At 43.4% G+C, this 24,011-nt stretch carries 21 protein-coding genes; 8 read left to right on the top strand and 13 right to left on the bottom strand.

Translation table 11 applies throughout. From position 1 onward, the window contains the following. Window positions 1–40 precede the first annotated feature (40 nt). The 5 genes from V7K62_RS09675 to V7K62_RS09655 all read right to left on the bottom strand — a co-directional run bounded on the left by V7K62_RS09675 (window position 41) and on the right by V7K62_RS09655 (window position 7,151). Window positions 41–2,215 carry a GumC family protein gene (locus V7K62_RS09675; RefSeq protein ID WP_334863719.1) on the bottom strand — a complete coding sequence of 725 codons (2,175 nt, stop codon included), beginning with the start codon at window positions 2,213–2,215 and terminating at the stop codon, window positions 41–43. Window positions 2,216–2,434: 219 nt separating this feature from the next. After that, the gene (locus V7K62_RS09670; protein ID WP_334863718.1) at window positions 2,435–3,796 is read right to left on the bottom strand and encodes a polysaccharide biosynthesis/export family protein; all 1,362 of its coding nucleotides are present in this window, start codon (window positions 3,794–3,796) and stop codon (window positions 2,435–2,437) included. 231 nt (window positions 3,797–4,027) lie between these two features. Further along, the gene (locus V7K62_RS09665) at window positions 4,028–4,750 is read right to left on the bottom strand and encodes a cyanoexosortase B system-associated protein (RefSeq protein WP_334863717.1); all 723 of its coding nucleotides are present in this window, start codon (window positions 4,748–4,750) and stop codon (window positions 4,028–4,030) included. 200 nt (window positions 4,751–4,950) lie between these two features. Beyond that, the gene (gene crtB, locus V7K62_RS09660; RefSeq protein WP_334863716.1) at window positions 4,951–5,844 is read right to left on the bottom strand and encodes a cyanoexosortase B; all 894 of its coding nucleotides are present in this window, start codon (window positions 5,842–5,844) and stop codon (window positions 4,951–4,953) included. Window positions 5,845–5,966: 122 nt separating this feature from the next. After that, window positions 5,967–7,151, bottom strand: a complete 1,185-nt coding sequence (locus V7K62_RS09655; RefSeq protein ID WP_334863715.1) for a DegT/DnrJ/EryC1/StrS family aminotransferase — start codon at window positions 7,149–7,151, stop codon at window positions 5,967–5,969. A 755-nt stretch (window positions 7,152–7,906) separates the two neighbouring features. Here V7K62_RS09655 and V7K62_RS09650 point away from each other — a divergent pair. After that, entirely contained in the window at window positions 7,907–9,460 is a 1,554-nt protein-coding gene (locus tag V7K62_RS09650; protein ID WP_334863831.1) for a GAF domain-containing sensor histidine kinase, read from the top strand. Window positions 9,461–9,766: 306 nt separating this feature from the next. Beyond that, the gene (locus V7K62_RS09645) at window positions 9,767–11,185 is read left to right on the top strand and encodes an IctB family putative bicarbonate transporter (RefSeq protein WP_334863714.1); all 1,419 of its coding nucleotides are present in this window, start codon (window positions 9,767–9,769) and stop codon (window positions 11,183–11,185) included. A 197-nt stretch (window positions 11,186–11,382) separates the two neighbouring features. On the opposite strand, the gene V7K62_RS09640 is transcribed toward V7K62_RS09645, so the two are convergent. Then, entirely contained in the window at window positions 11,383–11,661 is a 279-nt protein-coding gene (locus V7K62_RS09640) for a WGxxGxxG family protein (protein ID WP_334863713.1), read from the bottom strand. A 180-nt stretch (window positions 11,662–11,841) separates the two neighbouring features. After that, window positions 11,842–12,309 carry an SsrA-binding protein SmpB gene (smpB, locus tag V7K62_RS09635; RefSeq protein WP_334863712.1) on the bottom strand — a complete coding sequence of 156 codons (468 nt, stop codon included), beginning with the start codon at window positions 12,307–12,309 and terminating at the stop codon, window positions 11,842–11,844. Window positions 12,310–12,869: 560 nt separating this feature from the next. Here smpB and V7K62_RS09630 point away from each other — a divergent pair. Then, on the top strand, window positions 12,870–13,553 hold the full coding sequence (locus V7K62_RS09630) for a response regulator transcription factor (protein ID WP_334863711.1): 684 nt from the start codon (window positions 12,870–12,872) through the stop codon (window positions 13,551–13,553). 136 nt (window positions 13,554–13,689) lie between these two features. Here V7K62_RS09630 and V7K62_RS09625 read toward each other — a convergent pair whose 3' ends face one another. From V7K62_RS09625 to murC, 4 genes are all read right to left on the bottom strand, one after another. Beyond that, window positions 13,690–14,175, bottom strand: a complete 486-nt coding sequence (locus V7K62_RS09625; RefSeq protein ID WP_334863830.1) for a low molecular weight protein-tyrosine-phosphatase — start codon at window positions 14,173–14,175, stop codon at window positions 13,690–13,692. A 76-nt stretch (window positions 14,176–14,251) separates the two neighbouring features. Then, entirely contained in the window at window positions 14,252–14,599 is a 348-nt protein-coding gene (locus V7K62_RS09620) for a YbaB/EbfC family nucleoid-associated protein (protein ID WP_334863710.1), read from the bottom strand. Window positions 14,600–14,842: 243 nt separating this feature from the next. Next, window positions 14,843–15,892 carry a UDP-N-acetylmuramate dehydrogenase gene (gene murB / locus V7K62_RS09615; protein ID WP_334863709.1) on the bottom strand — a complete coding sequence of 350 codons (1,050 nt, stop codon included), beginning with the start codon at window positions 15,890–15,892 and terminating at the stop codon, window positions 14,843–14,845. Between the two features lie 124 nt (window positions 15,893–16,016). Then, window positions 16,017–17,480, bottom strand: a complete 1,464-nt coding sequence (murC, locus tag V7K62_RS09610) for a UDP-N-acetylmuramate--L-alanine ligase (RefSeq protein WP_334863708.1) — start codon at window positions 17,478–17,480, stop codon at window positions 16,017–16,019. A 403-nt stretch (window positions 17,481–17,883) separates the two neighbouring features. Between murC and nadD the strand changes: the two genes are divergently transcribed. Beyond that, on the top strand, window positions 17,884–18,510 hold the full coding sequence (nadD, locus tag V7K62_RS09605; protein ID WP_334863707.1) for a nicotinate (nicotinamide) nucleotide adenylyltransferase: 627 nt from the start codon (window positions 17,884–17,886) through the stop codon (window positions 18,508–18,510). Between the two features lie 116 nt (window positions 18,511–18,626). After that, window positions 18,627–19,640 (top strand): type I glyceraldehyde-3-phosphate dehydrogenase, encoded by a 1,014-nt coding sequence (locus V7K62_RS09600; RefSeq protein WP_334863706.1) that lies wholly within the window; start codon window positions 18,627–18,629, stop codon window positions 19,638–19,640. A gap of 54 nt (window positions 19,641–19,694) precedes the next feature. Here the strand turns inward: V7K62_RS09600 and thiL are convergent, their stop codons facing one another. After that, on the bottom strand, window positions 19,695–20,717 hold the full coding sequence (thiL, locus tag V7K62_RS09595) for a thiamine-phosphate kinase (RefSeq protein WP_334863705.1): 1,023 nt from the start codon (window positions 20,715–20,717) through the stop codon (window positions 19,695–19,697). Window positions 20,718–20,806: 89 nt separating this feature from the next. On the opposite strand from thiL, the gene V7K62_RS09590 reads away from it, so the two are divergent. Beyond that, window positions 20,807–21,388 (top strand): Uma2 family endonuclease, encoded by a 582-nt coding sequence (locus V7K62_RS09590; protein ID WP_334863703.1) that lies wholly within the window; start codon window positions 20,807–20,809, stop codon window positions 21,386–21,388. A gap of 61 nt (window positions 21,389–21,449) precedes the next feature. On the opposite strand, the gene V7K62_RS09585 is transcribed toward V7K62_RS09590, so the two are convergent. Then, the gene (locus V7K62_RS09585; RefSeq protein ID WP_334863702.1) at window positions 21,450–22,556 is read right to left on the bottom strand and encodes a peptidylprolyl isomerase; all 1,107 of its coding nucleotides are present in this window, start codon (window positions 22,554–22,556) and stop codon (window positions 21,450–21,452) included. A 203-nt stretch (window positions 22,557–22,759) separates the two neighbouring features. Here V7K62_RS09585 and efp point away from each other — a divergent pair, with 203 nt between their 5' ends. Both efp and accB read left to right on the top strand, forming a co-directional pair. Further along, window positions 22,760–23,317, top strand: coding sequence for an elongation factor P (efp, locus tag V7K62_RS09580; RefSeq protein ID WP_334863701.1), 558 nt, complete (start codon window positions 22,760–22,762; stop codon window positions 23,315–23,317). A 109-nt stretch (window positions 23,318–23,426) separates the two neighbouring features. Next, window positions 23,427–23,984: an acetyl-CoA carboxylase biotin carboxyl carrier protein gene (gene accB, locus V7K62_RS09575; protein ID WP_334863700.1), complete on the top strand. Its 558-nt coding sequence runs from the start codon at window positions 23,427–23,429 to the stop codon at window positions 23,982–23,984. The last annotated feature ends 27 nt before the right edge of the window (window positions 23,985–24,011 follow it).

Genomic DNA, 24,011 nt, shown 5'->3' with positions numbered 1-24,011 from the left:
GATCCTTCCTCTACGTTAAAATTTTCACATTTGGAAACTATTAGTTTTTGTTGGCACTCGCTGAAACTTCTTCAGATTCTTCTACCTCAGATGTAAATGTTGATGATTTTGCAACTACTTCAGGTACAGAAACGATGATATCAGCACCATTGATAATTGCTCCCAATAACCCTAGTTCAGATTCAACCAATTGATCTATAGCTTCACCTAGCATATTCTCTTGTGTATAGTGTGGTCGCGCCACTAGTACGATCCCATCGCTGTAGGGTTGAATTAACAAAGGATCATTGGATATGCTGAGAGGACTAGTATCTAAAATTACTAGATCAAAGCGCTCGCGGACATCTTCTATTAGCCGCCTCATTTCGCTGGATTCAAGAATAGCAGCAGATTGCCGTACAGGGCCAGGGCTGGGAATAATGTATAAATTTTCTACATCAGGAACTAAACGAATACATTCACTCAAATTAGCGTAATAACGCAGGGGTTCAATAGTGGCTTCAGGGTCAGGAATTACTTTCAGCGATGCACTACGGGAAGGCGATCGCAAATCTGTTTCGATAATCAAGGTTCTTTTACCAGCACGGGCTGAAGCGATACCCAAGTTATAAGCACTTGCCGTTTTCCCCTCTAGGCTACTAGTGCTAGTAATTAATACTACCTTTAAGTTTTTACCACCAATCCGGCGCAGATTACTACGGAATTTCTCATAAAATTCTAAATAAGGAGAATCGGCGGAAAATAGCACCGGCACAGCGTCTTGATCCAAATCATCAACTGGCATTAAAGGCAATTCTCCCAACAGTGCCACTTCCCGTTGCTTGAGGCTCTCCCGAATATCCTCCCTGGTTTTGAAAGTCCCTTCCATCGCTCCCAACAAAAATATCACCCCGCCACCAATCACCACACCTAAGAAACCGCCCACAGCAAGGGTAATAGGCACACTCTTCGGAGGTTTGGGATCGATCGCGACTGCGGGGCGTCTGGCAATGCTGAGGCTGCTAGTAGTTTCTGCCTCTGCGGTTTTAGCATCGGTTAGCTTCACCTGCATTTGGTCATAGATGGCTTTTTTGAGTCCAACCTCCTGTTCTAAACGCGATCGCTCTAATTGCTTATTGGGTATCAAAGAATACTCTCGCCGTAATCGCGCTTCTTGTTGGATTTCTTGAGTTAGTTGTTGTTGCAGCGTCTCCCGTTGGGTTTGCAAACTCACCATCAGGTTGGCCAATTGTTGGCGGGCTGGATCTAAGCTGCTTTGAGTGCGAATACCTGCAACACTACCCTGAAGCGGAGCCGCCGTCCCCCCACCACCTAACACCTCCGCAGCACGTTGTTGTAGCAACTCCTCAGCAGCTTGTTTCTGACGCAGCAACTGAACCATCGTTGGGTGTTCCGGTCGCAAATCTTTTCTGAGTAAGGCCATTTGCGACTCACTTTGATAAATTTGCGCTCGCAAGTTACCAATAATTGGATCGGCGCTCAAAGCAGAAGAAATATAAGCTTGTCCGACTGTTAAGCCTAACTTATTTTGTAAACTGCGAAGTTGACCATCAACCCCAGAAATAGTTAATTGCATTTGTCGTTGGAGATTTTGGCTGGCAGTAATGGCGCTTAATAAGCTGCCATTCTCTGCTGCTAATATTGCTGTCCGCTCTATGCGATCGTACTGTTCCAGCTTCTTTTCAGCGACTTGCAGTTCCCGTTTAGTTTGTGGTGTGCGATCGTTAATCTTTTGAATGATTGCTTGTAATCGCCCAGTATTGATATCACTGCTCAACTTGATCATTGCTTGCATCAATTCCGCCAAGACCTGTATACCCCGTTTGGCGTCAGTATCTACATATTTCAATTCCAAAATACTAGATTCCAATTCTCCAGTTCTGGGGTTTTTTTTAGGTACAGAAAGGACGACACCGGCACCAAGCGTTTTCGGTTTGATACCGACTTTTTCTGCCACGGCTGCAATTATCTGGTTTGATAGTAAAACTTCCTCATTCAGTTCCTTTCCTTGCTGTTGGATTTCACTACCAGTTGCAGAGAAAGAAACTGGTGGGCCACTATAAGTAAGTGCGGCCGATGCTATATAGCTAGTAGGTGGCTCTGGTTGCATAGCCACCACAGTTGAACCTGCTACGACTAAAGCAAAACTAGCTAGTCCAATCCACTTATATTTATCAAAAGCAATAAGATAGCGCTTAACAATTGGTGGGGTCATGGTCGCTTCGCTCCAATTAAAAATTAAAAATTAAAAATTAAAAATTAGGAAGCACCAAACTAAAGATAGTGGCTTTGATACAAGAATGCTATCAACTTCCTACTATATATATAAATTAATATCTTTAATATTTTTCCATTAATAAATTCAAAGATAAGTTGGAAATGTGGCTTCCTACACTCCAAACTATTTCCAGCTTGCATCCTGCTTTTAAAGTTACTAATTTGACCCACCACCACCGAAGTTGTTAAAAAACCGCAGAAAGGACTGAACATTGAAGAAAGGTTGGGTAATAGTGGTCAGTAAATTAGTAATTCTACCAATGAGGTTCCGACCAACAACAATAACATCATTATCTTGAAGTGCCACATTTTCAGATGCATCACCGCCTAGAGCTTTTTTAGCATCAAGTTTTTGGGTAACAGCTTGGCCTCGTTCAGGATCAAAGCGAACCAGGGCGATATCTCTAAGATTAGCAGTATCGAGATTTACTCCTCCCAAAGCATCTACAAATGTACTGCCGTTAGGCAGTGCTTGAATGGAAAGACCTCCCGCAGCGTAGTTTAAAACCCGAACTCTAATCTGTGGTGTGGCCAAGGACGAACGCGCTACCAAATTGCGGTCATAACCATCATCATTACCGACTTCACGACGAGGCACGAGTATTGCATCTCCGTCTTGTAAGCGTAAATTCGGGATTGAACCGCCATTTTGCAGTGCTGCATATAAGTCGATAGTTTGTGAAATCACAGAACCATCGATTAACTTCCGGCGTACTTGCACCTGTCGCAGGTCTGCATTTAACGTTGAACCACCAGATATTAGCAAAGCATCAGCAACGCGGGGTGTTGTGGAATTAATCGGATAAATTCCTGGTCGAAATATTTCCCCGCTAATGGTAACTTGAACTGGTCGCGTTCCTGCCAAGGATACTACCACGATTGGATCTGGGAAAAAGCGACTCAAACCCAAGCGAATTTTTTCTTGAGCTTCTTCCAAAGTTAAACCTTGTAATGACACCGTTCCCACTTGCGGCACGATAATGTTACCTTCTGGACTAATTACAGCTTGAAAACTGATGTCTTGACGCTGCGTTGCTAAGGCTAAAACTATTACTGGATCAATTACATAACGATTTAAACCCAAGCGAATTTTTTCTTGAGCTTGTTGCAAAGTTAAACCTTGTAAGGAAACTGTCCCCAACAACGGCACCACAATATTACCTTCTGGGTTGATTAAAGCTTGAAAGCTCAAATCTGGAAAGCGCTGAACCGAAACACTAATTCCATCTCCTATGCCTAAGCGGTATGGGCCAGGAGGACGCTGAAGGACAACGCCAATTGCATCTCCTGGGCCCAAGAGGTAGCGGCTGAGTTGCGGGGAAATTTCGTCATTTGCACCTGGAGGTACAACTTCAGTACCTGGCACAGGCGAGGGGGGTTGCCTTGGTGATTGTCCTTGAGATGGAAAAGGCTGGGCAAGAACAAGTTGGATAGGTGTTGTTAAGAAAACTCCTACTTGAAGACTGACAAAACATAGGGCGCTGAATCCACGCATATAAAAACTGGGATCTATGAACATTGGTGCAGGAAAACTGATATAGGAATTAGTCGCGCCGAGTGGTTATTTTACTCTAAAAATGTCTTAGATGTCTCTTTTATCTGCAAGTATTTACCAAGAGAAAGAGAGGAATTTTACTGAATTTAATTTCTAACTTCATGTTGTTAACATCTTTTAGCTGAGTTTTAGCCTGAAGGCAATTTATAGAGATACTTTTGATAAATCTTTGCACAAGGGCATCTATCACAGACCCTATAAAGGGCCTGCCATCAATGCAGCTTGGACTGTTTCCCCAATAGACTCGGCTAAAGACCAAGATGTTTCTACTTGCCCTAAAGGTTCCATTGGAATTAAAATGCTCACGGCCACCCAAGGAGTGCGTTGCTTGCGCCACTGTGCCAATTGATCCGCCAAGAACCAGTGTAAAGGTGATGGATTTCCGCCGTCTGGCATAGCGTACCATTGCAAGACAGCGAAGGTTTGTTGTGGTGTGGAGGCGCGAAAGAACCTAGCTTCTACTTGAGTTTTGACATTAGAAGCCAATTTTGCAGATGGTTTCACAGTAAATTCAGCAGAACGAGATTGAGCTACATCCCACTTTCCCCAGCGCGATCTTCCCCAGCCGTTAACGTCTGTCCATTCTACTTCTGGTTGATCCATAGGGCCATTTTGCGGCAACAAAAGCAGGATTGCCTGGGATTCGGAACCTTCTTTTTTAATTACCTGCAAAGACCATTTATGTTCGCCAATTTGCTGTTGTGCTTGTTCAATCGTTTGCCAACCAGTCAGGGTTAACCCAGTCTTGTGGATCTGTTTTAATTCCTTGAGGGTAGTAACAGGGGGCGGCTGCTTCCATTGCCAGTGTCCTGTCAGGTATCCGGGAACCCCTGCCATTGCTAGCAGCAGTAGCAATAATAAAAGTGCTGCTACCTGAGTCAATTGGTTTTCCTTGAAAAACTTGGAGAAGGAAATCATCAGTAAAATTTGCAATACTTAGGCAAAATTTTACTTTATAAAATCACATTATGAGTTCAGTAATATTTAGGACTTACGTATAAGTGATGAAAAATTAAGGGAGTTGGGAGTGGGGAGTAGGGGAGAAGTTACAGTAAGTTTTTCCCTCTGCCCCTTTGCACCTCTGCCTCTTGTGCCCAATGCCCCCATATCCAATGGTTCTAACTTTCTGCTTCTTGTTCAGTTTCTAGAGATGCCGAGAAATAGCTATTAATCCAATTCAGTAAGGGCACTAGTGACACCAGCATACAAGCGGAGTAGAGATCGCCACCCCAACCCTCATGCAACCATTTAAAAGCCGCTTCTTGACCTGTGCCGTGAAAGAAAGTCAGTAAAGTATTACGAATGATATTGGCACTAGTACTAACGATCGCAGCAAGAGACAAAAAGGATATAGTTGTGCGCCGTGAAGACAAAGTATCTGTCCAATAAAGCAGCATCAAGCCGACGTAGAGAGTCGTAAACAACATTTTCAGTCCTGCACAATAGGGAGCAACTTCTACAATCCGTCCTCCCACGTAAAGATTTATCTCATTTACGGTTACTTCCATACCAAATTGATTCAGGATGAAACCTGCTGTGCCAGCGATGAAGCTTTGGAGAGGCATGGTATAGGGAGCAATGAGATAAGGTACTGCTGTTGGGGTTGCCAGAAATACTAGTAGCAGGGGGAATCCTTGCAATCGCAAACCTGCTATTCCCTTAAACCACAAGCATAATCCTGCCAATATAACGGGCAAGGATAGGTTAACCCACTCTGTAACACCGCTCAGATAAAAAACTGCCCCTAATAACAATAAAACAGCGCCCAAAGGATGGATGGTATCTGGCAAACGTCTCCACTTTTTCCGGTTCATCCAGCCCAGATAAGCCGCAAATGGTAAACCAATAATCCCGTGGCTGAAATATTCGTGTTCTGTACTGATATTTTTGTGCAGCCAACCATCCAACCAGTGTAACAATATCGGAGCATAAAGCAGCAGCAAAACGCCTAAAATAGCTAGATTTAACAAGCCTGATGCGTTGATGTTTTTAACCTGTTGCCGGAGTGCCATGATTTTAAGTAATTCAAAAACTTAGGTCATTGGTCATTGGTCATTAGTCATTAGCAAAGAATAAATGACAATACTAACGAAAAAATGTCTAATTTGAAATGCACATTAGGCAGGAATTAACTTCAGGCTAGCACGCTGCCAAGGTCAGCAGGGGCTAGGTTATCTGCCTGATAACTTGTTGAGACTGCATGAGCGATCGCTGCTACAACTTCTTTAACTTGGCTACTACTCAAACCAGGATACATCGGTAATGATAATATTTGCTTTGATAACTTCTCTGCTTGGGGAAAATCTCCTAGTTGATAGCCTAAGTTGGTGAATGCTGGCTGGAGATGACAAGGAATTGGGTAGTGAATGCCAGTTTGAATACCTGCTGCTGTGAGTTCTTCCTGGAGTTGCTGGCGTTCTATTGGGCAAGAATCATCAACTTTAATCACATAAAGATGATAAACGTGTCCTGTATCACTTTGGTTTTCTATAGGGATAATTCCAGCAGTTACCAAGGGTGCTAGTTCTCGATCATACTGCTGGGCAATAGTCAGGCGATCGCGATTCCACTGGGGCAAATATGGTAGTTTTTTGTGCAAAATCGCTGCTTGCAAAGTATCCAAGCGGCTATTCGTACCTGATTCCGTATGAAAATACTTTTGCGATGCACCATAATTTCGCAAGCGCACCATCTTCTGGGCGACATCTGAATCTCGTGTCAGCACCATTCCCCCATCCCCAAATGCGCCCAAATTTTTACTGGGATAGAAACTAAAAGCTGCTGCTATTCCTACTGAACCAGCGTGATATCCGTCTCTTTCGGCGAGATGTGCTTGGGCTGCATCTTCAAAAATTAGTAGTCTGTAGGTATCAGCAAAGTTCACTAAATCACGTGGTGATACCATCTGCCCATAGAGATGCACAGGAATAATTGCTTTAGTCTGAGGCGTAATTGCCTTTGCTGCTGACTCTAAATCAATTAAAGCTGTTTGGCGATCGCAATCTACTAAAATTGGCTTGGCACCTGCGCGTAGCACCCCAATTAAGGTTGCGACAAAAGTATTTGCGGGTAAAATCACTTCATCGCCAGCACCAATATTACACGCTTGCAATCCCAGAGCGATCGCATCTGTTCCTGATGCAACACCAACTCCATAAGCTGTACCAGACACTGCCGCAAATGCTGCTTCAAAATCTGAGAGTGCTTGCCCTAAAATAAAATCTCCCCGTTCCAATACAGATTGGATTGCATCTTGCAATTGCGTTTGAATTGGTTCGTGTTGTAACTTCAGGTCTACAAAAGGAATTCTAATAGTCATTTTATCCATTACCAGTTGTCCTCAAAAATATTTCCTCGCATGAAAAAAATAGAAAACCTTGCACAATTTTCGGCGTGAAATTGTAATAGATTTAATCTATTGGATAAAGACTTAGATCAACTATTTAGTCGGCTATGGGTAATTCAAAATTACGCCCGATTCATTTGAGCGCCTGAAGTTGCCATCAGACTTATGTAAAGCCGCCACTCCAACTTCTTGATCTCAAAATTCAAAAAGCTTATAAACTAAGCTTTTCACTAATTTGGTAGCTTGCTAACCCGTAGGGATATGGTTGGCCTATTTACGTCATCCTGCACTAGGATTATCATCTCTGGGTGCTAGCTGCTATCAGTAAAAGTAGTTACACTTAATTACACTAACATAGGAATTATTTTAAGTAATTTTACGTTTAATATGCCAGTAAAAATTTTCCCTTATATACATAAAGAATGACAGCTCCTTTGTATTGTATCCTTAGCATTAGCTTACCCTGGCTGAATCCAAATCTAACGCAGTCTGATTACAAAATCTCAAGCAATAAAGACTACACCAGTGCTAAATAAAGAGGATTCAGCACCAGTAATGAGTAACTAGCGGACACCATATCTCGGCTTAATGGAAGGTAGAAAAAATTTTTGCCCTAAATTTGTTTGTCGGAGGCAAAATTAGGGAATGCTTAAAAATAGCAATTGATAACCTAGAAATAGGACTTGTATCAATTACAGGATCGAGAAATTATTAAGGTAGCAGTGGCAATGATAGAGCCTGAAAACAAATTATTTGCCCTAAAGGATGGTTGGGATTCTCATGAATCAAGAGAACAGCAACGCCTCAAAGCTTTGTCAGCTTTAGGTTTGCGGCAACCAGAAACGATTCCAGTTTTTGAAGAAGCCACACAGACTGCTGCCCACTTTTTGGAGGCACCAATTTCCATATTGGGATTTGTGGATCAAGAACGCCACTGGTTCAAGTCGGCAGTAGGCTTATCTAGGCTGGGACTAATGAATCATTTGGCACAAAGCCGCCAACTACTACGCCGAGAATCATTTTGCACTCAGGTAGTAGAGAGCTTTCAAATATTTGTAATTAACGATACGCATAAACTTACAGATCCAGTCCTTGCTAGTAGCAAGTTGGTGCAAGATTATGGTATTCGTGCTTACTTAGGAGCGCCACTGATTGATGCTGAGGGGAATTGTTTGGGTGCATTGGCGGTGATGGATTTAGTCCCGCGCAATTTTACAACCCGAGACATAGAGTTTTTACAAATCATCGCTCGTTGGAGCATGAGTGAATTTGAACGTAACCGACTTCTGCAAGGAAAACACGAATCAAGCACTCCCAAGAACGCTCCGATATTTTCACTCAATGACGAACGTAAGACTGAGATTAAAATCACTGAATCCACTAAAGATAGCGACTCTGTTTCTACCAAGCAACTGAAGCTAGAACTTTTGGGTCAGCTAACTCAGGAATTACGCACGCCCTTAACATCTGTACTCGGTATGGCTAGTGTTTTAGGACGTGAGATTTATGGGCCTTTGACGACTAAGCAAAGAGAATATTTGGAAATTATCCAACACAGTGGTCGGTACTTACTTTCTTTAGTAAACGAAATTACCGAACTAGGAGCTATGGATGAAAACTCAACTGTGCTAAATATAGCTCCCGTGGATATTGAAATGCTATGCCAACAAGCTATCAATACCCTCGAAGAAGTGGCTAATCGCCGCGAGCAAGATATTCGCCTGTCTATAGAACCGGGACGCAATCGCATTTGGCCTTTAGATAAAGATAAGGTGCGGCAAATGCTGTATCACCTGGTTTTCAGTGTGATTCAACTTGCGGCTACAGGTAGCATTGTTCGCATTCATGTTTCTTACAAGGAAGATACGCTCAACATTACTATTTGGGTTTCCCATCCCTGGCTGGGGGACGGCATAACTGAGGTTGATCCCTACTTCCGTCTCAATTCTTTGTCACTGCTAGAACTGACAGGTGAGGTAGCAACTTACAATACTCATACACAAGGACAGGAGCAACTAGATACTTCATCAGTAGCAGTAGACAATTCAAAAAAATTGAGTGATTCCCACTCAAATTTCTTTGCTACTAGTTCAGGTATAAATTTAGCGAAATCACATGGAAGTCTTTCTCGTGAAAGCTTGGGTCTATTACTAAGTTGTCAACTAGCAGAATTGCATGGTGGACAGATTTTGATTCAAGGTTCACCAGAATCAGGATATCGTTATGTGCTTTCTTTACCACTGCAAGTGGCGACTCCCTCACAAGCAATTAGCGATGTCTAATCATGGGGATTGGGGATTGGAGATTGGGAAAGACGTATTTTCTATATTTCATTAATTCGTAGCTAATTCTCTGTGTGCTTCTGCGCTTACCTATGCCTTGAAATTTCAACCCTCAATTCGCCACGATTTTACGTAAAGCTGTACTAAGTACATGAAGAACTATCTTAACTTCCTATTGGCTGATGGCTAGGAATAAGAGCGCCATTATGCGATATTGCAATCTCCCTTATTACCTTTTTATAGGGGTATGCATTATGATCAATTCCAAGTTCTGCGTCGGCAGGCTAATTGATCGCAATGTTTTTTATGAATTTAGTCTGGCAACGATTTACTTTATCATCTTTACCGCTCAAAGAATATTTTGCTAGCAGTTACGTACACCGCTCTCTGGTGGGACTGTTAAGTTCTTGGCGGCAAACTAGCGTCTTACTCCAGTGGGGAGATGCGATCGCAGCGGCTTTACTCAGCTTAATATATGCTCTTGCACCTTTTGCTTCGAGTACGTTGGTGGGTTTGTTGCTGGTGGCTTGCGTCGGATTTTGGCTGTTGTTGACTTTATCTGATGAAGTAACACCAGCAAATGTCTCGTCAGTCACTCCCATTCACTTGCTAGTATTGCTCTACTGGGGAGTTGCCGCAGTTGCAACAGCATTATCACCAGTGAAAAAGGCGGCACTTAACGACTTGGGAACGTTGACCTTGTATTTGCTACTATTTGCCCTTTGTGCCAGGGTATTAAGGTCGCCTCGCCTCCGGTCTTGGATTATCATCCTTTACCTGCACGTATCGTTAATTGTTAGTGTATACGGGTTGCGGCAATGGTTTTTTGGAGCCACAGCACTGGCAACTTGGGTTGACCCAGAATCTCCTCTGTCTAAGACTACAAGAGTCTACAGTTATTTAGGCAATCCCAACTTATTGGCTGGATACCTTTTACCAGCAGTAATTTTTAGCTTAGTGGCAATTTTTGCATGGCAAAGTTGGCTCAAAAAAGCACTAGCATTAACGATGTTAATTGTCAATACCGCCTGCCTGATTCTGACTTTTAGTCGTGGTGGTTGGATTGGACTAGTAGTGGCAGTTTTAGCTGTGATGGCATTGCTAGTTTATTGGAAAAGCGTGGAAATGCCTCGTTTTTGGCGTACTTGGTCACTGCCAATTGTCTTGGGAGGTTTGATCGGGGTGTTGCTTCTAGCAGTGATATTTGTAGAGCCAGTTCGCCTGCGAGTGTTCAGTATTTTTGCTGACCGTAAAGATAGCAGTAATAATTTTCGCCGAAATGTGTGGGATGCTGTGTTTGAGATGATTCGCGATCGCCCGATTTTCGGCATTGGGCCCGGTCACGGCTCTTTTAATAAAGTTTATCCCTTCTACCAACACCCTCGTTTCACTGCTTTGAGTGCCTATTCGATTTTCTTTGAAGTGACTGTAGAAACTGGCTTTGTTGGTTTGGCCTGCTTTCTCTGGCTGATAATCGTCACATTTAATACGGCATTTTTGCAAGTGCGACGATTGCGAAAATTGAGGAGTGTAGAGGGATTTTGGTTAATTGGAGCGATCGCTATTTTGCTGGGTATGCTAGCTCACGGCACTGTGGATACTGTCTGGTATCGTCCTGAAGTCAATACCCTCTGGTGGCTCATCGTTGCCTTAATTGCCAGCTATTGGACACCTTTAGCTCAAAACCAGACAAATTCATCTAACTCAGAACCAGCACTAAATTAACATAGATTAAGTTGTCAGTTGTTTTACTCATGACAACTGACAACTGACATTTTTTGAATTTTGGAGATGGATAAGCAACTTGCCAAAGAGTATTTGGAGTTGCTTGTACCAATTTTAAAATTATTCCGATAGATGGATTCACAATGCTTAGACGCAGAAGATTATTCCTAATCCAAAATCCAAAATCTAAAATGGTATTAATCCCTATATGTCGTGGCACCTGGGGCTTTAGGATCGCGATAAGCTATAGGTTCGTTATCGCGTTTTTTACCAGCCAACCCAGCTAGACCAAATAGACCAATTAATCCTAGCCAACCCCAATTAAAATCGTTGCGATCGTGTGTGGTCGTTGTTGGAGCAGTAGTGGCTCCGGGGTCATTAGTTGTCTGAGCTTGTGCAGATAGAGTTAAAGGTAAAATTCCCATACTCAAGCTGAGAACGCCAGCGCCAACAGCTGTAATTAAATTACTTTTCATAAGTTGTGTAAATTCCTGATGCTATCCGAAGTTACTCACCACTGTATCGAGTCTCAACCTTAACAAAATCAATCTGCGGCTATAAACTAAGAATTTTCATAACTCACGCTGTGGATATAGAACATGGTTTTCACAGCAATCCCTTTCTCACTCTGCTGTGTAGTTTAGCAACATTGCTCCTCAATAGCTTTTCATTGCCCGTTGAATGTCACGCTGGTCTTGGCGTCGTTTCAGGTCTTCTCGCTTATCGTGGAGCTTTTTACCTTTGCCAAGGGCTATACTCACTTTTAGCCAGCCGCGTTTAAGATACATTTTCAAAGGGATTAAAGTTAATCCCTGCTGTTCTACTTTGCCAATTAGCTTACGGAGTTCTTGGCGATGCAATAGTAGCTTGCGTGTACGCCGTGGTTCATGATTAAAATATTGTCCACTCGCGTTGTAAGGTGAGATATGCACATTGATCAACCATGCTTCGCCATTGCGAAGCAAAGCATAACCATCTTGGAGATTGACTTTACCCTCACGAATCGACTTCACCTCTGTTCCTGTCAATTCAATTCCAGCTTCGTAAGTTTCTAGAATTTCATACAAATAACGGGCTTGACGGTTGTCGCAAATAACTTTGTAACCTTCGTTCTTGTCGCTCATTGATAATTTTGTGTGCTTTAAATGTACCTAAAAAATTATTTGAATTGGCTTGTGAATTATAGGGTGTATCTTAGAACCGCTATAAATGTTGAACTGTATATCACTAATCTAGCTTTTTTAAATTCACAATTAAGAGTTTTCTGATAATTTTAAGTTACTTGACACCAATAATCATTAGACCTCGTGGTTGACATCCACCCCACCGTAGAACGGCGAGGATTCCTAAACTTTAGATATTTATATCTACTAGGCTTTTGGGAAATTATTGAGTAAGTTAATATTAATTTACACTATGTGAGCATTTACTCTGCGTTATTGATGAGGTGTTAAAAATTAGAAAACTCTCTAGACCTGCCAACCACAGGGAGTTACTGGTGAGTTTAACTTCGTTAACCTTCCTAATGATTTAAGATTTTCTTCATAAATCAACCCTGAAGGCATTCATTAGCTGGTAATCCTGTCATAGTATGAAACATAAGAACATTATTATTGTCTGTGTTCACTGATGGAGCACGTAGAAGAAAATTTCTGAGTAAAAAAATGCTAGGGGTGTATTATCCATGCCCTTGACGATCCTTGTAGTGGATGATGATTTGGGCACTCGTCTGTCTGTTAGCGACTATCTTGAACTGTCAGGCTACTCGGTGATCACGGCTAATGACGGTCAAGAGGCTTTATTTATGGTGGATGAGTATCATCCTGATTTGATTGTCACGGATATCGTTATGCCACGGATGAATGGCTATGAACTGGTGCGCCGGGTGCGTCAACAACCAGTATTTCGTTTATTGCCTGTAATTTTATTAACGGCACGCACCAAGACACAGGAAAGAATTCTGGGCTACCAATCAGGATGCGATTTATACTTACCCAAGCCTTTTGAACTAGAAGAGTTAGCAGCAGCAATCCGCAATCTTTTGGAGCGATCGCAAATCATTCAATCTGAGTATCGCTTTTCTCATAAAGAGAGTTTGGGCATTTCCGGCTCGACAAAAGCGGGGGATGCCCATAATTCTCTGTCCACTCAAATTCAGAAATCCCATCTGCACTCATCCCTAACTCATAGAGAACAGGAAGTCTTAGAGTTATTGACTCATGGTCTTTCTAATGCTGATATGGGTCTTCAGCTACACCTGAGTCCTCGAACAGTGGAAAAGTACGTTAGCAGTTTATTGAGAAAAACCTCAAGCAGCAACCGAGCGGAATTAGTGCGTTTTGCGATGAAGCATGGTCTGGTGGAATAAAAAGTGAGGAGAGAAAATGAATGTAGAGACGTAGCAGTGCTACGTCTCTACAAGGGTTCTAGATAAGGTTTATTTGATTTCTGGAGATGTCTAGAGAAGCGGATATGATAAAATTCTCAATTCCTTACTGCTAACTTTAAATTATTGGTTTTTGGCTGTTAACGTATATAAGCAGACCTTCACAAGCATCGATCAGTAAATCAATAACCTGATTAAATCCCTCTTGACCACCGTAATAGGGATCTGGAACTTCCTTTAGGGTGTGTCGAGAGCAAAACTCGCACATCAAACGCACTTTCTGCTGATATTGCTTAGTTTGATCGAGAGTGAGAATGTTCTCATAATTTTCTTGATCCATCGCCAAAATCAAATCAAAGTCTTGAAAGTCTGACTTTTGAAACTGGCGTGCTCGACCACGCAGTTTAATTCCCAACTTTGTAGCCGCCGCAGCACTCATGCGTCTGTCAGGTGGGCTACCAATGTGATAACTAGATGTACCAGCAGAGTCACAGAGGATGTGTTCGTTCAAGCCAGCCTGCTCAATTAGATGATTCATGATGTTTTCTGCCGATGGCGATCGGCAGATGTTACCTAAGCAGACAAACAGCAACTTGTAAGGCATAGATATTATTTGTCCTTTGTCAATAGTCATTTGTCCTTTGTCCAATGACTAATGACCAATGACTAATGACCAATGACTAAAATCCAGGTAACTCCAAGCCACTGGTTAATTCTTCCATACGTTCCCGCATAGTTGCTGTGGACTTGTTGTAGGCTTCTTTCATTGCCACGGTCACGAGATCGGAAAGTACTTCTGCACCTTCCCCTAAAGCCTCTGGAGAAATTTCCACGCGCTTGGGTTCTTGGTTCCCACTGACAATCACCTTCACCAGACCACCGCCAGATTCTCCTTGAATTTCCATTTGCTCCAATTCTTCTTGGAGTCGCTTTGCGCCTTCTTGAACTTGCTGCGCTTTCTTAAAAGCTTCAGCCAATTCTTTCATTTTTCCTAAGCCAAAGCCGAATCCCTGTCCTTTTCCTGTCATAATTATTTGTACGCGTGTGCGTTGAATAACAAATCAAATTCAATTATAGATGCGGTAAGTAATTTGCCTCTTTTTTTACCAATAATTAATGCATCATAAAAATGGGAAGTAGGGAATTGGGAATTGGGCATTGGGTATTGGGCATTGAAAAGAGGCAGAGTGCAGAGGTAAACTCATCTCCCTTGCTTCCTGCTCTCTGCTAACCTGCTTCTTGCCCAATCCTCACTCCTCATCCCCCACTCCCTATCCACACGCACCTTGAAACTCTCCGAGCATTTTGACTTCTGGCTCTAAATTAATAGACCAACGTTCTTGTACTTGATGTTGGATGTGGCGAATGAGACAGAAGATGTCACTAGCTTTTGCTCCACCACGGTTAACGATAAAATTAGCATGGAGTAGTGCTACTTGTGCCCCACCAATTTGGTAGCCTTTCAGACCAGTTTGTTCAATTAACCAGCCAGCACTGTAAGGTTTAGGATTGCGGAACACACTGCCACAACTGGGGAAGTTGTATGGTTGGGTGCTTAACCGATGCTTTTTGTGTTCTTTGGTGATTGCTACAACTTTTGCGGGGTCAGCACCAGGCGCGAGTTGTAAAGTGGCTTGAGTGACTATGCGTTGGCGAAGCCTCTCCGTTCGCGCAGCGTCTCCGCCAGGAGAAGGAGACTCGCCACCTTGCAATAATGAAGTCCGGTAGCTATAACCTAACTGATCGGGGGTAAGAGTTTCCAGCGTGCCATCGGGTAAAAGTACTTGGGCACTAACTAGCATATCTGCGATACAGCTATTATGTGCCCCTGCATTCATCACGACGGCCCCTCCTGCTGTTCCAGGGATACCAACAGCCCACTCCAATCCTTGCCACCCTAATTCTGCTGCTGCCCATGCCAAGCTGGGAATTGATTCTCCGGCAGCAACGGTTAATTGACCTTTATCTGGATCAAAGTGGCTGAAGCGGAGATGACGAGTCGCAATGACTAAGCCTGATATACCACCATCACTCACGAGTAAGTTAGAACCTGCTCCCAGTATTGTCACTTTTAAAGCACGTTCTTTTGCGTATTTAAGACTTGCTTGCAGTGCTTCTAAGTTTCGGGGGGAAACGTACAAATCAGCTGCTCCCCCAACTCTATAGGAAGTAAACGCTGATAAGGAAGCCTGGGACTTGATCGCACAATCACTATTGGGTAAGTAAATTACCTCACTCTCCACCGAATTAGCTGTTTGCTGTTTCTTTGTATTCAAATCAGAAACTGTGCAGACGTTTCCAGCTGCCTGGGAAATGGTCATCTTTACTTTTTTTTGGTAAAATTTTTACATTAATTTACCGCAAAGATACGGTAATAGAGTTCACAGATGAAACCGTTGCTAGAGGGGCACCTTGCTCAGAAATAAAACTTCACAAAGTCTCCACTTAGGATGTGGCTTTAGCAGGTTCGCAAAGTGTCGTCATTACTTCAGGAATCACCTGGTTCAAGTTCCCAGCCCCCAAAAACAGCGCCAAGTCTCCTGGGCGTAGTGTTTCTAGCAAGTACTCACACACTGCGGGTAAAGTTGGTTGATAAACCACCTGGGAATGCTGTTTAGCAATTTCCGCCGTTAGACGTTCACCACTAATTTGCCCTAAATTAGGTTCGCCTGCACTGTAAATATCAGTCAGTACCACCAAATCAGCATGGGTAAAAGACTCGGCAAATTCTTCTAAAAAGGTCAGTGTACGGCTATAGCGATGGGGTTGGAAGATGGCAACCACTCTTTGCCCTGGTCTTGCCTGTAAACGTGCTGCGGCGAGAGTAACACGAATCTCGCTAGGGTGATGAGCATAGTCATCAATGAAGGTAATGCCATTGACTTCACCTCGGAACTCAAAGCGTCGTCTTGCTCCTTCAAAGGTGGCGATACCTTTGGCAATTGCTCCAAATTCTAAGCCCAAAACGCGACCAACAGCCACCGCTGCTAGGGCATTGCTGAGATTGTGCCGACTGAGCAACCGCAACTTCAACACGCCCAAAGCTTTGCCTCTTTCCCAAACTAAAGCCGTAGTCCCATCAGCACGATAATCAATATTGGTGACGGTGTAATCAGCGTCGGTATCTGAGTGTAAGCTGTAGCTGATTGTGGGTTGCAAGCGATCGCGCACTGTCGCACAGTCAATGCTACCTATTAAAGTTTTACAACCCTTAGCAAATGTCTGGAAGATGTCAATGACTTCTTCTAATGTATCGTAGTGGTCAGGATGATCGAGTTCAATATTGGTAATAATGCCAATCTCTGGAGCGTGTTTTACTAAGGAACCATCTGATTCATCTGCTTCGGCTACCAAATATTGGCTTTGTCCCAGTCGAGCATTGCCTTCCCAAGCATTGACTTCGCCACCTACTAAAATTGTTGGGTCTAGACCTGCTTCCAAAAGCATATAGCCAATCATGCTACTGGTTGTAGTTTTGCCGTGTGTCCCTGCCACTGCAATACTGTAGTACTCGGCAATCAAGGCGGCTAGTACATCTGAACGATGTAAAATGGGACAACCTAATTCCAGCGCTGCTTTGTATTCTAAATTATTAGTGTTAATTGCTGTTGAACAAATGACTTGAGGCAGTTTTGACTTACTATCAGCAGGTAATTGTTCTTGTGAATTTAATACTACTGCATTAGCCAATACCTGAGGGCGAAAGAATTCGAGATTGCTTGCCTCTTGTTTACCAAAAATATGAGCGCCGATAGATTCTAACTTGTGCGTAATATGATTTGGACGAAGATCCGAACCTGATACTGGAAATTGACGCTTTGCAAGAACGTATGCCAGAGCAGACATACCTATACCACCGATGCCAATGAAATGAAATGGTCTACCACTAAAATCTACAGAATTAGTCATTTATTGCTCCTCTTACACCACACCACACCATAATCACAAATGACACGCGTATCATAACAGGAATTTGATTTTTACCGTAACTACTCCTGTATCATGTTCATGTTTGATGCCCAAATGATGTTTCTGCTCTGGTTTTCCTGGTTCAGAATGATTTTACCTTGGTTGGAGGTTTTTCCTATTTCTGAACTGTTCTTAAGATTATTCTGAAAATTTTGGCCGCATCGGGAAAGAAATTCTTGTAATGTCAAATACATATTTTTGGCTACCTTACTGGAATTGGCTACATAATACATTGTTTAGTGAAACTAATTTGAAATTGCATCAAGTCTAGGCGTTAATTGAGTACAATAGTACATTGGTAATGAAACTATTTTTCAATTGCATAAAACCCAGGCTTAACTGGATGCAGCAACTAGCAATTTTTGGTGGCACATTTGATCCAATTCATTGGGGACACCTGCTCGTAGCCGAGACAGCTTTGCATCAAGTATCCCTTGAAAAGGTAATTTGGGTACCATCCCTAAACCCTCCTCACAAAGAAGCAGCTTTGTTTGAGCATCGTGTGCAAATGCTGCAATTAGCCATAAAAGATAACCCAGCGTTTACTGTCTCACGAGTGGAGACAAATCGCTCTGGGACTTCTTATGCCATTAACACCCTGATTGACTTATCTGCTTGTTACCCAAATACTCACTGGTACTGGATTGTAGGCTTGGACACTTTCCAAACCTTACCCGGTTGGTACCGTGGACACGAACTAGCACAAATGTGTGATTGGTTAATCGCACCCCGACTGCTAGGTGGTGAGACTATAACTCAAAGCAAATTAATCTGCAAGCAAGTGGAGGAACAACTCAGGAAGCACTCACACAACATTAACTGGCAACTCTTGAATACACCTTTAGTAGGAGTTTCGTCAAGTCTAATTCGCAAATTTTGCCGCGAACGCCAGTCAATTCGTTATTTAGTCCCGGAATCGGTCAGATCATATATCACTAACAACAATCTTTACTCCCACAAATCTGAATAAATTATGTGTTTTTTTATTGATCGAACACTTTATGGTTAAAAGTGCCCCCCCCCTTTGCGATATGATTGGGGTCAACGATATCAACATATAAGCATAAATACAGAGGGCAAGACACTGTGATTAGAGTTGCAATCAACGGTTTCGGGCGGATTGGACGTAACTTTGCGCGTTGCTGGGTGGGTAGAGAAAATAGTAGAATCGATCTTGTCGCTATTAATGACACGTCAGACCCTAGAACGAATGCTCACCTGCTGAAGTATGACTCGATGCTAGGCAAGATCAAAGGTGCTGAGATTAGTGCTGATGATAACTCTATCACCGTTAACGGTAAGACCATTAAGTGCGTATCCGATCGCAACCCAGAAAAGTTGCCCTGGAAAGATTGGGGAATTGACCTAATTATCGAAGCAACGGGGGTGTTTACTAGCAAAGAAGGAGCGCTCAAGCATGTGAATGCTGGAGCCAAGAAAGTTCTGATTACCGCTCCTGGCAAAAACGAGGATGGCACATTTGTGGTTGGTGTGAATCATCATGACTATGACCACAACATACACCACATTATCAGCAACGCTAGCTGTACTACCAACTGCTTGGCACCGATTGCCAAGGTGTTGAATGATAAGTTCGGCATCATTAAAGGTACGATGACCACCACCCACAGCTATACAGGCGATCAGCGCTTGCTAGACGCTTCTCACCGGGATTTGCGACGGGCGAGGGCAGCAGCGATAAACATTGTACCCACCTCCACTGGTGCAGCGAAAGCAGTGGCGCTGGTTATCCCAGACCTCAGAGGCAAACTAAATGGTGTTGCCTTACGCGTACCGACCCCGAACGTCTCAATGGTAGATTTCGTAGTTCAGGTTGAGAAGCGTACTATTACTGAAGAAGTTAACCAAGCTCTTAAAGATGCAGCCGAAGGCCCACTTAAAGGTATTTTGGCCTACAGCGAACTAGAATTGGTATCGTCTGATTATCAAGGTCATGATGCTTCTTCGATTGTCGATGCCAACTTGACTTTGGTCTTAGGTAATGACTTAGTAAAAGTTATGGCATGGTATGACAACGAGTGGGGTTACAGCCAACGAGTCTTGGATTTGGCAGAATTGGTAGCCGAGAAGTGGCAATAAATTAGTCATTGGTCATTAGCCATTGGTCATTAGTTTTGGACAAAGGACAAAGGACTATTGACTAAAATGTTGAAATCCCTGGCTAAGACTCAGAACTTGGTCGGGGAATTTTTTTTGTTCGTCGTGCAATAGTACTGTTGATCCGGTTGTAATCTTGCCCACGATCGCAGCATCTTCACCAAGATGTTGTACTAAGGCTGATGCTAACTCTTGTGGTAAACAAAGCACTAATTCAAAGTCTTCGCCACCGTATAGAGAATATTCTAGCGCTTGGTCTGGTGTCAGCCAATGGTTAAAAGTTTTTGGTACGGTAATTTGTCTGCGTTCTAAGACAGCGCCAACGCCACTGGCGCGGCAAATTTGCATAATCGCATCTGCCAAACCATCGCTGCTATCCATACCAGCAAAGGAAAGTTGGGAGTTAGGAGTTAGGATTTTCCAGAGGATTGGTAAGACATCTAATCGTGGTCGTGGGCGTTGGTGTGCGCGGATTAGAGCCGTCTTTTCTTCATTGTTGAGGTTGTGCCCCAATTCGGGATGCAAGAGCAGTTCTAAGCCAGCGCGGGAGGCTCCATGAACGCCTGTAACGACGATCGCATCCCCGACAACAGCAGCAGAACGGCGGATAATTTGACTAGGGTTAACTTGACCAAAAGCGGTAATTGCCAGAGTAGTTACAGGCGATCGCACAATATCACCACCAACAATTGAGGTATTGTATTTTTGCAGGCATTCTGTCATTCCCTGGTATAGTCGCTCAACCCAACTCACCCTAACTTCACCGGGAAGTCCCAACCCGACAGTGATTCCCAATGGGGAAGCGCCCATTGCTGCTAAATCTGATAAATTGGCAGCAGCAGCTCGCCAACCAGCATCTTCTGGGGAAGTGGTGAGGTTGCTAAAATGCACGCCATCAACCAGTACATCTGTAGTCACCACCAAAGATTGTCCTGATGCAGTCTCAAGTACTGCGGCATCATCGCCGATAATTTCTGGAGGACAGAAGCGCTGTAATCTTTCCAAAAGACCTTGTTCGCCAATGTCTTTTACTTGTTGAGAAGATAACTCACTGTTCACAATCGGTTTTTCGTGTTGCAAAATTACGAAGAAAACTGATGATTTACTTTACTGTTTAAGATAAGGGTATCGTCTAGGAGTCAGTTGGAATGGTAACAACACCAGTAACCAGCATCACGTTTGAGGAGTACTTAACCTATGATGATGGTAGCGATTTTCATTATGAATTGGTGGATGGGAAGCTAGAGTTAATGAACCCACCGACTATTGAACATTTCCTGATTGTCGATTTTTTGGATACTGCCTTGAAAGCAGAAATCAAACGTTGTAACTCTACTTGGCTGTGTTTTCGGGAAAGTGGGGTGAGAACGGGTAGAAATAAATCTAGGTTGACTGATTTGTCTGTAGTGACATTGGAGCAAGCTAGAGAATTGTTGAATGCTTCAGCAGTATTTGAGTCATCTCCGTTACTAATTGTCGAGGTGGTCAGTCCAGAGTCTGTGAAACGGGACTATCGTTATAAACGCTCAGAATATGCGGCCTTAGAGGTTCCTGAATATTGGATTGTAGACCCACTGCAAGCAAAAATTTCGGTGTTACTACTGGAAGATGGATTTTACGAAGAAACAGTTTTTACAGCCACTCAGCAAATAATATCGCGGATTTTTCCAGAATTACCGATCGCAGTTGATCAAGTGTTCGCTGCCGGCAATCTAAATCAGGGGAGTTAGGAGAGACGCGATGAATCGCGTCTGTACAAGAGTTAGGAATTATTCTCCCCCTGCTCTCTTCTTATGCAGCTTGCGGCTCAACCAGATTTTCTATGCCCTGAACCACAGTTGCCGATTCAATTTTGTCACCAGCCTTCAGTTTATCCAAAACTTCTCTTCCTTCGGTGAGATAGCCAAAAACGGCATAACGACCATCCAATAGGTTGCGTCCGGCGGGAGTGAGTTCGGGGTCAAACAAAAAGAAGAAAAATTGTGATGAACCTCCATTTACTTCGCTTTCGGGACGAGCCATCACCACTGCACCAAAGGCAGAAAAAGGCAGAACTGGCATATCAAGGTAACGACCAGCTTCTTCTAGAGTAATGCCATAAGTAGGTGCTTTATCGCCTTGAACTAAAACTTCTAAGGGAATGGCGCGATATTTGCCCGTTGTTGGGTCAATGAAACCCACGTCTTTCCCAGCAGGATCTCCAGTTTGGAGAAAGTAAGATTCTTCAGAACGGGTAAATTCTAAGCGATTATAAAAACCTCTCTGTACCAAATCTACAAAATTACCAGCAGTCACAGGGGCGCTGTAACCATCTACAACGACGGTTAAATCGCCTTTGTTGGTTTTGAATTCTACAGTGGCATGACCTTTAAGTTGCGGCAGGTTACTGTATTCAGCAGGCACTTCAAAGGGGAATTGTTTCACCATTGACTCTTCTAGCCCAGTAACGAGATTTAGCAGCTTACCTCTCTCTTCCAGAATTTGTTCTTTATCTTTGCTGTTCGCCAATTCTTGCAATTTACCCACCCCAGATTTTAACTCGGTAATCCAAGCTTCGGCTTGGGGTTGGCGTTCTGCGGGAACGCTTGTTAAGATTTGGGAAGGTTTATCGAGAATGCGGGATGCTTGGCTGATGTCTTTGGAAATAGCACCCCAACGCCGATTCGCCCGCAGTTGGGCAGAGATGTCCTCTAAACTGCCTTGTAGTTGCCGCACAGATTTGTTATCTATCGGGAGTGCATACCGCAACAAAGCCTTACCATCGGTAATTGCATTGCCAGCTGGTAATGCGGCGCTACTGGAGGGAGTCCACCCAGCTGTAGTTATGCCTAAAAATATTGTTACCAGCAGTATTGCCATTAGGCTGTTCTTCAGCCAGGATTTTAATAAGTTAAGCATGGGATAACTCAAATGCAGCATTAAATTGTTGACTGGACGTAACCCATAAATAATCTTCCCACGTTAGGTGATGAGTGGAGCAGAGGCCTAGGGCAGAGGATAAATGACTAATGACAAATGACAACCGACTAATGACAAATGCCCAATGACGACCCTAGAAGGGTACAATAAATGCCGATTGTCTTCCAAAATTTGAAAGTTTCATGATCTCCAGTAACGACTTTCGACCCGGTGTTTCAATTGTATTAGATGGGTCTGTATGGCGAGTGCTTGAATTCCTACACGTCAAGCCAGGCAAAGGTTCCGCCTTTGTACGAACTAAGTTAAGAAATGTCCAGAGTGGGAGCGTGATGGAAAAAACGTTCCGAGCAGGGGAAACCTTGCCGCAAGCCACCTTAGAAAAAAGTACGATGCAGCATACCTATAAAGAGGGCGATGAGTTCGTCTTTATGGATATGGAAACCTACGAAGAAGGCAGATTAACCCGCGCACAAATTGGCGATCGCGTCAAATACCTCAAGGAAGGTATGGAAGCCGAAGTTATCCGGTGGGGCGAACAGGTGCTAGGAGTAGAATTGCCTAAGTCTGTGGTTCTGGAAATTATCCAAACAGATCCAGGTTTAAAAGGTGACACCGCCACAGGTGGCTCAAAACCAGCAACTCTGGAAACTGGGGCAATTGTGATGGTTCCTTTGTTTATTTCCCAAGGAGAACGCATCCGAGTTGATACTCAAGAAGATAAATATATCAGCAGGGAATAACTTTCATCTCTACGGAGATGCTTGCTCCCGATTGAAATCCCTACATCGGGATTAATTCCCTGCCACACTTAAAATGCTAATTTACGGATAGGTCGAGGTAATAAAAACTGTGCCATTGGACTTTAATGAAATCCGCCAACTTCTGGCAACTATCGCCCAAACAGATATTGCAGAAGTCATACTCAAAAGCGATGACTTTGAGCTAACAGTCCGTAAGGCTGTGAGCGTTAGCAATCAGATGTTGTCGGTAGGTCAAGGGACTTTAGGCGGTGTGGTAGGTTCAGGCTTGACATCGGGTTCATCTGGGGGAAACCAGGTGAGCGGAAGTCAGGTAACGGAGGTGTCCACATCTCGCGTGTTTGAGAATACTGGTACTAGCACACAAATGCAGTTGTCAGTAAATCCTCCCTCAACCATTGACCAGAGATTGGTAGAAGTGCCTTCCCCAATGGTAGGAACGTTTTATCGCGCTCCTGCGCCGGGGGAAGCGACATTTGTGGAAGTGGGCGATCGCGTCCGCAAGGGTCAAACAGTCTGTATCATTGAAGCCATGAAGCTGATGAATGAAATTGAAGCCGAAGTCTCTGGCCAGGTGATGGAAATTCTTCTGCAAAATGGCGACGCTGTAGAATATGGTCAACCTTTGATGCGAATTAACCCCGATTAAGTATTAATGTATATATCAAGTGAGTAA

The sequence above is a fragment of the Nostoc sp. genome (assembly GCF_036917935.1).
GTDB lineage: Bacteria > Cyanobacteriota > Cyanobacteriia > Cyanobacteriales > Nostocaceae > Nostoc.
The sequence above is the reverse complement of the archived record's forward strand: the minus strand, read 5'-3'. Positions and strand labels throughout refer to the sequence as shown.